At 52.4% G+C, this 14,995-nt stretch carries 13 protein-coding genes; 9 read left to right on the plus strand and 4 right to left on the minus strand.

Features of this window, described 5'->3' with window-relative positions:
- Window positions 1–61 precede the first annotated feature (61 nt).
- Entirely contained in the window at window positions 62–3,397 is a 3,336-nt protein-coding gene (locus AC6I7T_RS16135; protein WP_497794529.1) for an outer membrane beta-barrel protein, read from the minus strand.
- Window positions 3,398–3,778: 381 nt separating this feature from the next.
- Between AC6I7T_RS16135 and AC6I7T_RS16140 the strand changes: the two genes are divergently transcribed.
- From AC6I7T_RS16140 to AC6I7T_RS16180, 9 genes are all read left to right on the plus strand, one after another.
- Complete coding sequence (locus AC6I7T_RS16140) at window positions 3,779–4,231, plus strand: 23S rRNA (pseudouridine(1915)-N(3))-methyltransferase RlmH (protein ID WP_497794530.1); 453 nt, start codon at window positions 3,779–3,781, stop codon at window positions 4,229–4,231.
- A 178-nt stretch (window positions 4,232–4,409) separates the two neighbouring features.
- Window positions 4,410–5,249 carry an acetyl-CoA carboxylase, carboxyltransferase subunit beta gene (gene accD, locus AC6I7T_RS16145; protein ID WP_497794531.1) on the plus strand — a complete coding sequence of 280 codons (840 nt, stop codon included), beginning with the start codon at window positions 4,410–4,412 and terminating at the stop codon, window positions 5,247–5,249.
- A 423-nt stretch (window positions 5,250–5,672) separates the two neighbouring features.
- Window positions 5,673–6,989 (plus strand): bifunctional folylpolyglutamate synthase/dihydrofolate synthase, encoded by a 1,317-nt coding sequence (locus AC6I7T_RS16150; RefSeq protein ID WP_497794532.1) that lies wholly within the window; start codon window positions 5,673–5,675, stop codon window positions 6,987–6,989.
- Window positions 6,986–7,777, plus strand: coding sequence for a lysophospholipid acyltransferase family protein (locus tag AC6I7T_RS16155; RefSeq protein WP_497794533.1), 792 nt, complete (start codon window positions 6,986–6,988; stop codon window positions 7,775–7,777). The genes AC6I7T_RS16150 and AC6I7T_RS16155 overlap by 4 nt, the downstream gene beginning before the upstream one ends.
- A gap of 134 nt (window positions 7,778–7,911) precedes the next feature.
- The gene (locus tag AC6I7T_RS16160) at window positions 7,912–8,661 is read left to right on the plus strand and encodes a gamma-glutamyl-gamma-aminobutyrate hydrolase family protein (RefSeq protein ID WP_497794534.1); all 750 of its coding nucleotides are present in this window, start codon (window positions 7,912–7,914) and stop codon (window positions 8,659–8,661) included.
- A gap of 114 nt (window positions 8,662–8,775) precedes the next feature.
- Window positions 8,776–9,393, plus strand: coding sequence for a 16S rRNA (guanine(527)-N(7))-methyltransferase RsmG (gene rsmG / locus AC6I7T_RS16165; protein ID WP_497794535.1), 618 nt, complete (start codon window positions 8,776–8,778; stop codon window positions 9,391–9,393).
- 361 nt (window positions 9,394–9,754) lie between these two features.
- Window positions 9,755–10,600, plus strand: a complete 846-nt coding sequence (locus AC6I7T_RS16170) for a ParA family protein (RefSeq protein ID WP_497794536.1) — start codon at window positions 9,755–9,757, stop codon at window positions 10,598–10,600.
- A gap of 54 nt (window positions 10,601–10,654) precedes the next feature.
- Complete coding sequence (locus tag AC6I7T_RS16175) at window positions 10,655–11,575, plus strand: ParB/RepB/Spo0J family partition protein (RefSeq protein WP_497794537.1); 921 nt, start codon at window positions 10,655–10,657, stop codon at window positions 11,573–11,575.
- 238 nt (window positions 11,576–11,813) lie between these two features.
- Entirely contained in the window at window positions 11,814–12,434 is a 621-nt protein-coding gene (locus tag AC6I7T_RS16180; protein WP_497794538.1) for a hypothetical protein, read from the plus strand.
- 162 nt (window positions 12,435–12,596) lie between these two features.
- Here AC6I7T_RS16180 and AC6I7T_RS16185 read toward each other — a convergent pair whose 3' ends face one another.
- From AC6I7T_RS16185 to ruvA, 3 genes are all read right to left on the minus strand, one after another.
- A complete protein-coding gene (locus AC6I7T_RS16185; RefSeq protein ID WP_497794539.1) occupies window positions 12,597–12,893 on the minus strand; it encodes an HU family DNA-binding protein in 297 nt (98 codons plus the stop codon).
- A 423-nt stretch (window positions 12,894–13,316) separates the two neighbouring features.
- Window positions 13,317–14,135, minus strand: a complete 819-nt coding sequence (locus AC6I7T_RS16190; RefSeq protein ID WP_497794540.1) for a DUF2461 domain-containing protein — start codon at window positions 14,133–14,135, stop codon at window positions 13,317–13,319.
- Between the two features lie 78 nt (window positions 14,136–14,213).
- Window positions 14,214–14,801, minus strand: a complete 588-nt coding sequence (ruvA, locus tag AC6I7T_RS16195) for a Holliday junction branch migration protein RuvA (protein ID WP_497794541.1) — start codon at window positions 14,799–14,801, stop codon at window positions 14,214–14,216.
- Window positions 14,802–14,995 lie beyond the last annotated feature (194 nt).

The following is a 14,995-nucleotide window of genomic DNA, read 5'->3' on the forward strand; positions in this document are numbered from 1 at the left end:
ACTCAAAGGGGACGAATGCCAAAAGCATCCGTCCCCTTTTTCTGTCCTAGACTGGGCGACTTTAGAAATTGAATTTTGCCCAAAACCGGATCTGGCGACCATCCGTTTCTCTGGCAGAACTTTTATTCATAAAAGCCGTGCTTACAAGATGCTGAAGGTTTATATCGAGGGCACCTACGTTGTTGTGATTGCCTACGTCCTGAGCCTCACAACGAAACTGCAGAGCACCCCCCTCCAGGTGTTTTCCATGTAGAGGTACACTTTTTTGCAGCGAGAGGTTCCAGTATTGGACTCCCGGATTCTTGAAGGAATTCCGGCTTACGTTCCCTTGTTGTCCGGAAGGAATGAGGAAGCGCTGTTTTGCCGGGTCCACTACGCTACAAGCCTTTGTAACCTTGCAGCTATAGAAATCGTAGTAGGTTCCACCTTTGCCGCCTACAAGCGCTCCGTCGATTCCAACCGCGGTATAAGGGGCATTGCGGTTGCGTTCGATAGGCCGGTCATTGTTCGTAATACCGTCGCCGTTACTATCGATGCCATTGAAATTCCAGCTGCTATATGGCCCCGATTGAAATTGAGTAATCCCGGAAATTGTCCAGTGTCGAGTAACACCCGATAGCAGACCATCCACCCATTTATCTTGGGCGTGAAGTCCGGGAATGGCCCATACATACAAAAATGAGGCGTAGTGGCGATGATCGTAGGATGAGGGCCCCCACTCTCCGGACTGTCCCCCAGGAGCAGGATTGGCAGCAAACAGGCTGGGCTGGCTGAAGGTGACATAAACCTCAGAGCCGGTATCCAGGTTCTTGCTGTAGGTATAGGTCGCATTCACAGTGACTCCATGTGCGAAGTTATGAAGTACTTGTGTTTGCAATCCGTGATAGATGGAATCGCCAAAGTTGCCGCGTGCGACGATCTGTCCGTAACTTGGATTGATACGATTCCCTGATGGCGCAATGTTGTAGTTGTACGTTTGATTCAGGTAAAGCTTCTCGCCTCGCGTCCCTACATAATTCAGAGTCCACTTGATATCGCCGGGCAAGGAACGCTCGATTCCGAGGTTCCATTGCTGAGTCATGGGATTTACCAAGTTATTGACCACCGAAGTTACAGAAGAATTGAGCTTGAGCTGTGGACTAATCTGCGATATCAGTCCGGTTGCATTTGCAAGCCCTCGACCCTGTGTGGCTGTAAGTAACCCGGAGGTCACATTGGGAGCAGTAGCCGCTGCGTTTCCAACGATTGCGGAGAATAAGAAATCGTAGAAGACTCCGTAGCCGGCGTGATATACAGTTTTTCCATCCGCTAAAAATCTGTGGCCCTCATGCGGGTTATAAGCGATACCGACACGAGGGCCGAAGTTGTTCCTGTCTTCCTTAACCTTAAAGACATTGCCGACTACTGTACCGTCGCTCTTAAGGCTCAGAATTCCGAAGGGATTATTAGGGTCGATCGATGGATAGCGAAGAGAGTTCTCCGGACTGCGCTGATACTCATAGCGTAGTCCTACGCTTACAGCCAGATCGGCCGTGACCTTGAAGTCATCCTGAACAAAATAGGCGTGGCGAGTCGCATGGGGATCGAAACGTTGATTCCCGAATACCCTGGCGGCTGTTCCAGAGGGACCAAGATAGTTGTCGATGAAATTGGCAAAGGCTGAATTGTTACCGGTGGATGGTCCGGCAAAGGCCAGCGTGCCATAGCGATTGAAGGGAATAAGCTCAATCTCAATCTGTCGGCTGATGTCGAAGCCAGTCCTCAGATTGTGACGCCCTTTCGTCCAACTGAGTGTGTCTTGCAGCTGGTAGAGATCGTCCGTTCTGCCTTGAGGAAACCGTGAAAGGCTGCCGAGAGGAGCCAAACCGGCAATTCCAGAGATTGTGATCCCAGGAATTTTCGTAAGGGGATTTGCCTTAGCCTCGGGAGTCAGATCCCAAAAGAAAGAGACACGAGTCTCGGTAGCCCGAAACTCATTGAGTAGATTGTTCCTGAAAATATGCGTCCAGGTTCCCGATCCAATTTCACCGGGGCCACCTTCGTTAGTGTCGAATCCCGGCAACTGATAGGGATTACTGCCCAGGTCCGGCGTAACCAGCTGGCGATCATGAAAGTAGCGGAACGAAAACGTATCTGCAGTACTGGCAAGATAGTCCACGCGATAGAGCCACTGTGTATCCGGGCTTTTTAGATTGGGAGCCTGGCGATAGAAGTATCCGAACTCGACAGAACAATTCGGAGTAGCTGCCGGACAGTCCGCTGGATTTACGGTGCCGACACCAGGAGAACCTGCCTTTGTATTTGGCTGATAGCTGCTGAGATAGGAACCATTGCCAAGTATCTGCTGGAGCAGTTGAGAATTAGCTGTCGTTATCGATTGAAGCGTCGCAAAGCCTTGCTTAGTTGGCAAGGAAACCATGCCGGGCTGCACTTTGCCGTAGTAGCGGCTCCATTGCGCTGAGCCAAAAGCAAAGAGCTTGTCCTTGATAATCGGACCACCCACGCTAAATCCAAACTGGTGCTGGTTATATCGCGCCTTCTGGCCGCTGGACGATTGGCGTATCTGTCCATTCAGGGCATTCAGACCGGAACCGCTATAGAGCTCCCAGACAGATCCGTGGAATTTATTCGTTCCACTCCTTGTGATCAGGTTGACCACAGCACCACCAGCTCCACCGTATTCCGCAGAATAAGCATTGGTCAGCGCAGTAACAGACGAAAAGATCTCAGGTATTTGAATAGGAAACGCCTGACCGCTCTGCGTCACGTCGTTGATATTGGCGCCGTCCATCATGAAAGTGTTAGCTCGTGCCCGTGCTCCGTTTACCTGAATGTTTACGCCATCGGCAAACGCATAGTTAGGCAGCTTTGTATCGACGATCTGCACGCCTGGAATGGTGGTGGTCAATTCAACAGGATTTAGTGAGTAGATAGGCACATCGCGCAGCTCGGAAAGATCTACGACACCGGCAAGCTGGCTGTTCTCCGTATTGATGCCATTACTATTTGCCTTTACTTCAATCGTGCTGGAAGCAGCACCCACATGTAAGACAGGATCGTATGACGTTACGACGGAGGGAGCTATTTTCAGTTTTTTGACATTGAGCGTCTGAAAATCCTTTGCTTCCACTCGAATGGAGTAGACTCCTGGCGCAATCGCATCGATGCGATATTCACCACTCCCATTGGTAGTTGTCTTACGGGTCTCCGATGTCTGTTCGTTGGTTAGGGCGATACGGGTATACGCAATCAATGCACCGGATTCATCTCGAACTGTTCCGGACAGCATACCCTTACTGGTTTGAGAATAGGCAGAGGGAATAAATACGGGTGCATTCGCTCCCGTAAAAAGGGACGCGGCGAGAAGCAGCGCTCCTAAAAGATATTTTGGTCTCATTTTTTTTGATGGGCCTTTGCAATTGCTCTGTTCGGTATTAAAGCACCTATACAGCTACAGAATGTGTCAATCTGCCATCCGCACCAACGACTGTCCCAAAAATCTACGTGCCTCTTCGCATTTCCCACTTTTCCGCTGCTTTTCATCACATTTCGATACTTGGCTATAAAGGATGTGCATTGCTATAGGGCTATAGATTTTTATGCCGTATGGAAGAGGAAGGCACTCTATGCCAAACGAAGAAGATACAGCCGATCTTGGCTGCTTTTGCTGCAATGGTATTGAACCGGATGCTCATGATTTGAGATTTGTTTGACATGCCTGGGTAAAAGCTGAAATTCCGCCAGGTCATAGATGGGAAAATAGATAAGCTGCAGATTTATGAAGATCAGTTTGTGCTCTATCGCTAATCGGTCCCGCGGGGATGAATTCCAGTCCCTGGCGAATCTCTATGTTGAGAGATCAACTCCTTACGCAAATCTCGAATTGGAGTTTTTCCGGAGCGTGGAGCAATTTTTTACGATGCTCGAAAAACTTCGCGGTCGAACTACGCCATTTTCGATACTCCTCGACAGCAGGGGGAAGCAACTCTCTTCCGAAAGCTTTGCACAGTGGATTGCGACTCGCCGAGACGAAGGATTACAGCATCTGATCTTTGCGATTGGACCTCCTGACGGGTGGTCGGAAGAAGCGAGGAAGAAGGCAGCACTCCTGCTTTCCCTTGGTTCCATGACGCTCCCTCATGAGCTCGCTCGAGTGGTTTTAGCGGAACAGATCTACCGGGCATTTACAATTCTCGCTGGGCATCCGTATCACACCGGACATTCGGTATGATTCTCAGCCAGGAGCTGTATCCCCCGGTTTCGAGCTATCGATCTTTGCTTTCATAGGGATACGCCGGAAGAGGAAGAATCCGGCAATTTATGCTCAGATCGACGGTAGAGAATTACGAGTGCCTTTGAGTGAGCGAACGGCCAGTCGCTGTTCCTAGCCAGAAGAAAGGTTTTTCAGAATGACCTGGTTCAAACGGGTAGAGAGCGAAATTGAAAGCAACGCGGAAAAGCGAGTCAAGACCGAAGGTCTTTGGATCAAGTGCGAAAAGTGCCGACAGATCATCTGGAAAGCCGATCTAGAGTCGAACATGAACGTCTGTCCGAAGTGCGATCGCCATTTCCGCATCGGCGCCCGCCAGAGGATAGAACAACTTCTGGATCCGGGCTACGAGTTCGTCGATGGGGACCTCAAATCGACCGACCCCCTTTCGTTCGTTGACATTAAGCCCTACAAAGAGCGGCTTGAGAAGGCGCAGCGTGAAACCGGACTGAATGATGCCATCATCAATGCCGTAGGCTCGATCGGGAAGCATCGCGTCGTCCTCAGCGTGATGGAGTATTCCTTCATCGGGGGAAGTATGGGTTGCGTGGTCGGAGAAACCATTACAAGAGCTATCGACCGCTCCCGCGAAACCCGGAATCCTTTGGTCATCGTAGCGGCATCCGGCGGTGCGCGCATGATGGAAGGTGTCGCCAGTTTGATGCAACTGGCAAAGATTTCTTCAAGTTTGGCTCTTTTGGACCAGGAGGGGGTTCCCTTCATCTCGGTTCTCACCGACCCGACTACGGGAGGCGTAACCGCAAGCTTCGCAATGCTGGGAGACTTGAATATTGCGGAGCCCGGAGCCCTGATCGGCTTTGCCGGACCACGAGTCATTGAGCAGACTATCCGTCAAAAGCTGCCTGAGGGCTTTCAGCGCTCGGAATTCTTGGTGGAACACGGAATGCTCGATGCTGTCGTGCATAGACGGGACCTCAAGGGCTATCTGGCTCGCGCCTTCGATTTCCTGAAAAAGTAGATCTCAAATCCAGCGAAGAAAGGCGTCCCCAGTAGGATGCCTTTCTTTATTTAGGTCTTTGAAAATGTGTTCGGAAGAGCCGGATTATCGCCCTATCGACGATTTTTCCTAAAACAATAGGAAATTTGTTACCACTGTACCGTAACTACCTTGGCTCCCCCCGTTACAACCCGGGCAACCTGGTTTAGTATCCAGTAAATTCTTCAAACAATCGAGGATCTGACGCCAACGTCGGATCAGGAAGACGCCAGGGGGAAAGAGGGTCTAGAGCTCCCGGGAGAGCCGGTGCTGGCCTATCTTTGCAAGCCCTCCTGCGGAAGAGAGACTCTCTTCAAGGCTCCTCGATAGCCCTGGTATGAAGGCAGATTCGGGCGAGAGTCCGCCGGGGCACCACACCGCCTTCGCAACGCATAAAATAAATACATGTCTTACAGTGCGGCGATACAGAGTCTCTATGGGCTCGGTGCCGAGTTACACAGTAAATCTGGCTCTGCCCGGCATAAATTTCGCCTGGAGGATATGCGAGCCTTAGTCGCCGGGCTCGGAGATCCGCAGACGCGCTTTCCCGCAGTTTTGATTGCCGGAACAAACGGCAAGGGCTCTACCAGCGCGACCCTGTCTAGCATTCTTATTGCCGCGGGCTACCGGACCGGCCTGTATACCTCTCCTCATCTGATTCGTACGAATGAACGCATTCGCATTCAAGGAGAGGAGATTTCCGACGACGATTTCGCACGCTTGTACTTCGTTGTTGAAGCACGGGCACGTGAGCTGGTTGCAGCCGGCACCTTACCCACAACACCCAGCTTTTTCGAGACAATGACGGCCATCGCCTTTCTGTACTTTGCAGAAAAGAAAGTCGAAATTGCGGTTCTCGAAGTTGGCATGGGAGGACGGCTGGACGCTACAAACATTGTCGAACCACTCGTTTCGGTCATTACCGATATCTCTCTGGACCATACCGAGTGGCTGGGAAACACAATCGGAGAAATTGCCAAAGAAAAGGCCGGCATTCTGCGGAAACAGGGAATCATGGTGACGCTTCCGCAACATCCCGAGGCCAATCAGGCATTGGGGGAAGTCGCTATTCCATTGGAGGTTCAGGCAGTAAGTGCAGCCGAATATGTACCTGCACATTCGCCGGAACACGGCTCGGCATACCCGATTACCGTTCTCGGTGAAGGAATTACAGTGGACTCTCCCTTGGTGGGAGCGCATCAGCAGCGCAACATCGCATTGGCCGTTGCGGCTGCCGTCGAATTACGTAACAAAAAAAGTTACAATATCACGACAGGCAACATTGAAGCGGGTATTCGCCAAACTCGCTGGCCGGGAAGAATGGAAAAAATAGCCGCTAATCTTTGGATGGATGTGGCGCACAATCCTGCCGGTGCCTGGGCATTGCGTTCTGCTATTTCCCAATTCATCAAAAATCCGACCACGCTGATCTTCGGCTGCTTGGCAGATAAGGCCGTCCAGGAGATGGCTCAAATTCTCTTTCCGGTCTTCGAGCAGGTGGTGCTGGTAGAGGTAAATTCCCCTCGGGCTGCAAAGATGGAGCAGATGCTGGCTGCAGCCAAACTGACAGGAGCCAAAACCTACGTAGCCGAAGATGTGAAGTCGGCTTTGGTAAGGGCTCGTGAGCTAACTCCGGCGAATGGTGACATGATCATTTGCGGATCGGTTTATCTTGTTGGCGAGGCACGGCAAGTTTTGCAAGAAGAGGTTTCGTTACGATGAGAAGACCGTCCCCATTACCCAGACTTTGTCGCTGGCGTACAAACCTCATTCAAGCCCCTGCATTTTTTGCTGCAACCGCCTTCTTCGGCAGCCTGTCTCTGGCAGCCTCGCTCTTCGACAAGAGCGGGCGCCTGCAGCATCGGATTGCCCAGACATGGGCTAAGGTGTCGGTTCGTGCCAGTCTGTCTCCCCTTACGGTTCTCGGAGCGGAGAATCTGAAGAAGCACGCCGTAGCCGTATATGCCGCCAACCACACCTCCTACATGGATACACCGGTCATCTTCAGCTCCTTGCCCTTTCAGTTCAGAATCCTGGCAAGGAAAGACCTCTGGCAGATTCCATTTATCGGCTGGCACCTGAACAGATCAGGGCAGATCCCTATCGACATGGAGAACCCACGAGCATCGATTGCCAGTCTCAGCGCGGGAGTGCGCGCGCTCAAGTCTGGGATGCCGCTCTTTGTTTTTCCTGAGGGAGGACGTACGCATACCGGCCATGTCAACGACTTCCTGGGCGGAGCTGCTTACCTTGCAATTCGTGCGCAGGTTCCCCTGGTCCCTATGGCTCTGGTTGGCGTTTATGAGTTGCTGCCTATCCATGCCCGGCATTTCTATCCGCAGCCACTGACTCTTGCGGTAGGGGAGCCTATCGATAGCGGCATTTACACACTCAGGCAGGTCGATCAACTGACAAAAAGACTGCGTGACGAGATTACAAAGCTTTATTACCAGCATTCCGAGTTCAAGCAGTCTTCAGATGAGCGCCCGGAGCCCGAACCGGTCTCCTAGATCTTCAGCAGTTCTTCGCGCGGCAATTTCGGATTTACTGTACTCTTTTCGAGATCACAGCAGATGGCATTCTCTTGTACGGAATTTCATCTGCTGTTTCGGTCTACACTGAATCCGAAAACTCTATAGAGACCATGACTGCCCGTATCGCGATACCCGAGCCTACGAGTTTTGACACCGCTTACAACCAACGCACCTTTCCGCATTACTTAGCTGCACTGCAATCTGCTGGAGCCATAGCCTTACCGATTCCGCTACACGAGTCGCAGGCTAGCGTGGCTCGTCTACTTAGTCGCTGTAATGGAATCCTCCTCCCGGGAAGCAAGGCAGATATTAATCCCCAAGCCTACGGAGAAGAGGCAATTCCCGAATGTGCACCTCCTGATCCTGCCCGACAAGCTGCAGACGAACTCCTGCTACAAGACGCCTTTAATCTCCATAAGCCGGTTTTAGCTATCTGTTACGGCATTCAGGCCCTCAGTGTTTGGCGTAACGGCAGCCTGGTGCAGCATCTGGAGACCGCAAAGGAGCACGAATCTGGGGGAAATCCCACACACAGCCACGAGATTGATGTCACAAATGGATCTCGTCTCTGGAAGCTCCTCCAACAAGCTTCCGATTTCGATTCCGGTACAGGGAAAGTATCGGTAAACACCAGCCATCATCAGGCAGTTGCAGTTCCGGGCGGGGGGATGCAGGTTTCAGCTCGCTCTATTCCGGACGGAGTTATCGAAGCGATTGAGCTGGCTTCGTCTGAGCACTTTGTGCTTGGGGTTCAATGGCATCCCGAGCGCACCTATACCTCCAGCGCCTCCACCCGGGCACTCTTTGCTGCCTTCGTTAATGCTGCTGCGAGCTGGAGACCCCGGTTCGCAACGGTTTAGAGCCATTTCCGGCATAGATACAGCGGCCAGTGACGAAAGATGCGGCTTCCTTTTAAAAGGGGAAGCCGCCGAAGCCTTTATGCCTCCGATAGGCATCGGTGTAAAAGAGAAGAGATGAGTAATCTCGATCTCCTGAACCAGATGCTTTTGCAAGGCGGATTTTCGGGCCTCTCCCCGGAGGAGGGCCAGGCTTTCGATAGTTATCTCTCTTTGTTGCTGAAATGGAATGCGAAGCTGAACCTCACAGCTATCCGCAACATCGACGGTATCCTGCGGCGTCATTTTTTTGAGTGCATCGTCTGTGCCCGAAGCCTTCCCCCTGGAATTGAGACGCTGCTGGACTTCGGCTCCGGAGGCGGCTTCCCGGGCGTTCCCATCGCTATCTGCAGGCCGGAGATACAGGTGACTCTCGGAGAGTCGCAGAACAAGAAGGCGGTGTTCCTGAGAGAGGTTGTCAGGACGTTAGGACTGAAGGCCAAAGTTGAACAAGGGCGCACCGAGGATCTCAGTTCTTTATTTCACGTGGTTACTCTCCGGGCAGTCGACAAGATGGAGCAGGTGATTCCCATGGCGACAGCGAAGCTGCTTGCCGAGGGATTGCTGGTCATGATGGCAAGCAGGAGGGACGATCAGCGCTTCCGCGATTTAGCCCCAGGCCTGCAGTGGTTCAGCCCCATAGCAATTCCAGGGACCCAAGATGAGCTCATCCTCTTGGGGAAGAAGCTGGGCTGAGTGTTTCACGTGGAACATAGAGTGTTTCTTCTAAGCTATTGAATTTACATATCCAAATCTGCAAACTTCATGTTCCACGTGGAACATGAAGCCCAGACAAACCCCTGTTCCACAGATAACGCTTCCTTGCCGTACAGATCCCGCAAACTTTTTGCTCTTCTTGCCAAAGTTTTCCACCGCTAAGGCCCACGAAATGCACCGTTTCCGGTACCCGGGAAATCCGTCATAACCAGCAGTAAATCAACAATTTCCGTGACTACCGACTTACCTGCAGAAGAAGTTCTCCACAGGGTGACCGGGGTTCTGCACAGGCTTTTTCCTATTTACCCCTAGATTTCCCGCCTTTAGTCTTGAAGCTGACATGAGCAGGGTCATAGCAGTCGTGAATCAAAAGGGCGGAGTTGGTAAAACCACGACCGCTATCAACTTATCCGCCGCGCTCGCACTCGAAGGTCTCTCGGTTCTCCTGGTTGACTGCGATCCCCAGGCGAACTCCACCGGAGGACTGGGCTTCACTAAGGACGAAAATCGAAGCTCTATTTACGACATCCTCATCGGAGAAGCTACCTTAAAGGACGTCGTCCAGCCGACAGATATCGAGACACTGAAGGTCATTCCCGGATCAAAAAATCTGATTGGGGCGAATGTCGAGTTAGCATCGGCCGAGCGCAGAGCCTTTCGTCTCCGGGATGCTTTGACTGATTATCGGGAGGTGTACGACTATATCCTCCTCGATTGCCCTCCGGCTCTCGATCTCTTAACCTTGAATGCCCTCGTCGCGGCAGACAAGCTCATTGTCCCTATGCAAGCCGAATACTTTGCCCTCGAGGGCATCAGCGAGCTCGTCAGTACTCTGCAACGAGTCAAAGCCGCTCTGAATCCCGATCTGGAGATCCATGGTGTACTTCTGACCATGTACGACGACCGCACCAACCTTGCGCAACAGGTTACGGAAAACCTGCGTACCTATTTCGGCGAGACTCTCTTTAAGACCGTCATTCCGCGCAATATTCGCCTGGCAGAGGCTCCAAGTCATGGAAAGCCCGTTCTACTCTACGATCCCCGCTCTCGTGGCGCTGAAAGCTACTTTGAAGTCGCACAAGAGCTTCTGAATCGAGATGGAGTGGAAAGCCCGAAGGCACAGGAACGGAAGGCTGCCGCCTCCCAGCGCGGAGATGTCAAGATTCGTTTCTGGCCCTACGCCTAAGCGGTAGCGCTCTCACATCTATTTTTCATCTGAAATAAGGATCAGCTGTTCGCCATGTCTATTTCGACCGATCAAAATAAAGACTCCGCCAAGCGACGTGCTCTCGGCAAAGGTCTCGATATCTTACTGCCACGTGTCCCGGCTCCCCAGACGGCAGCTTCCGCCGCGGATAGCGAAGCAGGAAAACCGCGTGAGATTTCGCTAGATCAGATCGACCGCAATCCCTATCAGACACGCTCACACTTTGGCGAAGCCGAAATGGCTGAACTTGCAGCCTCCATCGAGGCCTCCGGCGTCATCCAGCCTATTCTTGTCCGCTCACTCCCCAATGGCCGCTTTCAGCTGATTGCCGGAGAACGGCGCTGGCTCGCCTCGCAACGTGCTGGGAAAACCACAATTCCGGCGATCCTGCGCAATGTCTCCGACGAACAGGCCATGGAAATGACCATCGTCGAGAATCTACAACGCGCCGACCTTAACCCCATGGAGCAGGCACGCGCTTACGACCGTCTCTCTCGAGACTTCAAGATGACTCAGGAGCAGATGGCCAAGCGCACCGGCAAGGATCGCGCCTCGGTTGCCAACTTCCTTCGCCTTCTGCGCCTGCCTGAGGTCGTCCAGAAGAAAGTGGAAGCCGGTGAACTCTCGTTTGGACACGCTCGTGCACTCCTGGCACTGGACTCCGCAGAAGAGATCCTCAAGGCTTCACAAAAGGTCATAGCTCTCTCCATGTCGGTCCGTCAGACCGAGAGCTACGTTCAGGGCATTCTCAATCCCGAAAAGGCAGCTAAAGGCAAAAAGCAAGAAGAACAGCCGCAGCTCGATCCCAATGTTCGCGAGGCCCAGGACCGCCTCCAGCGCTCACTGGGACTACGAGTTCACATCGAAGACAAGAATGGCCGCGGAAAAGTGATTATCGAATACGGCCGTCTGGAGGACTTCGACGCTTTGATGGAGCGTATTGTTGGAGAGTAAACCCTATTTGTAACAGTATTAGTTACTTTAAAGACAAGAGCCACGGGTAGCCCGTGGCTCTTGTCTTTTTATCGATAGAAGCAAGCTACTGCCGTCAGCAAAGCGCTCCGCACTGGGGTAAACCGAGACACAAAAATTGGCGGCCTTCGTAAAAAAAGCTGCACTTCATCATCGCTGGCGAATCTATATCTGTGCGGGAACACCCTAACGCCTACCGCAAGGATCAAGGAACCCCCTAATGCAAGCCAGCTCCTTTGAACGCCGCTTTCATGTACCACTCATCGTTGCCATTTATGCTCTGGGTCTCTATTCCCCGTGGGAGAGATATTGGGGCACGGGCCGTATGGAACCAGCATGGCTTTCTGTTGCCTCGCTGCTTACACGTACCGGAAGCACTCTAGGAAATGCGGTATTCGGTATTACCGTAGCAAGCCTGCTGATTGCAGCTGTAGGCCTGAGTCTGAGGTTGTGGAGTGCGGCGGCCATTTACGATCTTCGGCGAACAGCCTCGACGGAAGCTACAGACTACGGATATCCCCGTTATCTCGGATCATGGCTCTTTCACTTTTCACTCGTGATCCTTATGCCGCCGACCGGAGCACTCTTCGCTCTGCTGGCTCACGGGATACTGGCTTGGCGTTTAATGCATGCCAAGGAAAGCACAATTTCGTCCTCCGTCATGGTCACGAAGAGCGGCCCTGTGTGGTTAAAAACGTTGCTATCGGAGTCTTACTTTGTCGGCTATTTCGTCTGCTTTGCGCTGTTCTCGTGGCGTTACGATGCATTCCTGCTGACGCGCTGTGTGATTCTCTGCTTTGGAGCCTGGCTTGTACTGAAGGCCATTTCTTTCCCAAAGTAAGAGCTCTGGTTGCCGGAGAAGAAGAAGCAGCATCGTTGGCATCTCAACACCCACGCAAGAAATCCCCCAGAAAAGCTGAGGGAGGGCAAAAGCCCTCCCTCAAAGACAACCTCGAACGCTGGCTCTCGAAACCACTCCGGCCAGTCGTTTTACTGCAGATAACTACTTCTTCGGCGGAGCGATGACGTCCTTTGCAGCCTTGGCTACACGGAACTTAACAACGGTCTTCGCCTTGATCTTGATGGCTTCACCAGTCTGCGGATTGCGGCCCATGCGGGCTTTCCGCTCTGCCTTAACCAAACGGCCGAGGCCAGGGATTACAAACACGCCATTCTTCTTGGTCTCTTTTACGGCGGTTTCCGCCAGCAGATCCAGGAAGGCCGCTGCCTGTTTGTTTGTCAGTTGAAGCTTCTCTGCCATGTGCCGCACGAGTGCGGTCTTCGTCATACCTGCTGCCATTTTTGTAATTCCTCCTGTTGGTGATCTTTCGTCTACACCAGCTCTGCACATAGACTTCACGAGCTGATGCGCCTTACGGCGTATTCCCGAACCTCGCGTGACCGCCTGGCTCTTTACAGGATGGCGTCATCCACAGGAAAAACCGCCATTGGACTGCATCCAAGCCCGATCTCATCGAAGAGGGAAAACGCTATAGTCCCTCGGGTCCCTTTCTCCGCTGGACATCACCGCTTATAAGCCTGTGATCTCCTGTATTCATGCGGGTAAAACGAACCCTACCGCCGTTTACCTTGCGGCTTTCTGAAATCTTTGTCAATGGGAAAAGTCCTATTTCCACAGGTTTTTTACCGATTTCGCCCAGTTTTGCCTGTATTTGTCCTTTTTTAGGCAACTTTTAGGCTAAAAACCGATTTCTTCTGGCGTCTAGTACAAGCCAAACAGAACCTTTCGCCGAGCCGTATTTCGAGCTGTTAGTGGAGTATTTAACGCCCGAATCAACGGTGTAGCCAAGCGAAAAGAATCGGCAAGAAAGATTGGGAACCTAGGTTTCAACGCTATATCGGATGGCAAGGTCGCGGAGACGCCCCACTGCTGACAACGCAGAAGGTCTATTGCCGGATGATCTTTTGGAAAACCCTTTGGAGGACGAGTTAAGGAAACCCCCTCAAAATCAGGGAAAACCTTACGCAGCTTCTTATCCGTAAGCAGTTTTCGAAACTCTTCGTGATTCTCCAGCAGCCAGGTACGAATGGCCAAGAGCTGCTCCCGTTGCGGCATAAAGACACCTGCCGCAATCACCACTTCCTTTGGAGAGACGTGGAAATAGAAGCCTCCGCCTGAGGTCTTCTCCATCCCCTCGCAAGCCCACCATGCGGCAATATGCTTCTTATAGGGAGTTTTGTCCGACGAGAAGCGCGTATCGCGATAAATACGCAGCATGCACTTTTCCGGAGCGCGTAGATGTTCAGGCGAGAACTCAGCCAACGCATCGGTAACACGACGCACAATCTCCAGCATTGGAGCCTTCAATTCGCGTTCGTATATATCACGCCGTGCTTGAAACCACTCCCGCCGGTTGTTCCGTACCAAGCCGGACAGGAACTTAAGCCCCTCCGCACGGAAGTAGGGAGGAGCCTTCTCAGTAACAACAGGAATTTTCTTGGAGTTCTTTTTAGCTGGAATGGACACGTAACAATTGTAGCGAGATCCGGCGCGGAGAATAGCTGGAGCGGCCCTCCCCACCTCTGAGGGAACGAAGCTCCGCGTATCCGGAGCAGAGCCTGGTCCCAATAATTCAGCGGTGCGCTTCTTAGCTGCCTTTTACCTGATCATCTGTAGTGACAAGCGGAAGAGCTCATCGAAGTCTTTCCCCGCTGCAGCATGCTTTGCAACGGCCATCTCGATTGCCTTCTGGGCGGCAGGACGTTGATAACCGAGATTTACCAAAGCGGAAAGTACGTCATCGGCTGCAGGACCGGCACTCGCGGCAACCGGAGCTGTCGCCATATCTTCGAGCTTGTCTTTCAACTCGACAACCAGCCGCTCTGCCAGCTTTTTGCCGACACCCGGAATCCGCGTAAGTGTCGCATGATCCTGAGAACGAATTGCCGAAATTGTGCGCTCCGGACTCAAGCCGCCCAGAATTGTGATGGCTAACTTTGGACCTACTCCACTAACCGTAATCAGTCGCTCGAATAGGCGCTTCTCTTCGAGGCTGAGAAAGCCGAATAACGCAAGCGCGTCCTCGCGCACGACCGTGTAGATATGTAACGATACCTGTCCGCCTTCCGCAGGCAAAACCGTAAACGCCGGGATACTTAGAGCAACGTCATAACCTACGCCACCGGCCTCGACAATTGCCTGGCCAGGGCGCTTCGAAAGAAGAGTACCGCGTAGATGCGCAATCATCGCTTGGAGTCCTTATTCGGCTATTGATTCCAGTACTACAGTTGTAACTGAGTCGGGAAGGGCACGGCTAAAGTCGCCCTTCCTAACCATATTTCTCGATTACTGCCGTAAAACTAGAGAGCAATTCCAGCGTCCCTATACCTAATCCAATATTGGTGAAATGCCGCTTTCCTTCGCGGAAAGCGGCCCAGAAT

Source organism: Humiphilus diazotrophicus (assembly GCF_059726315.1).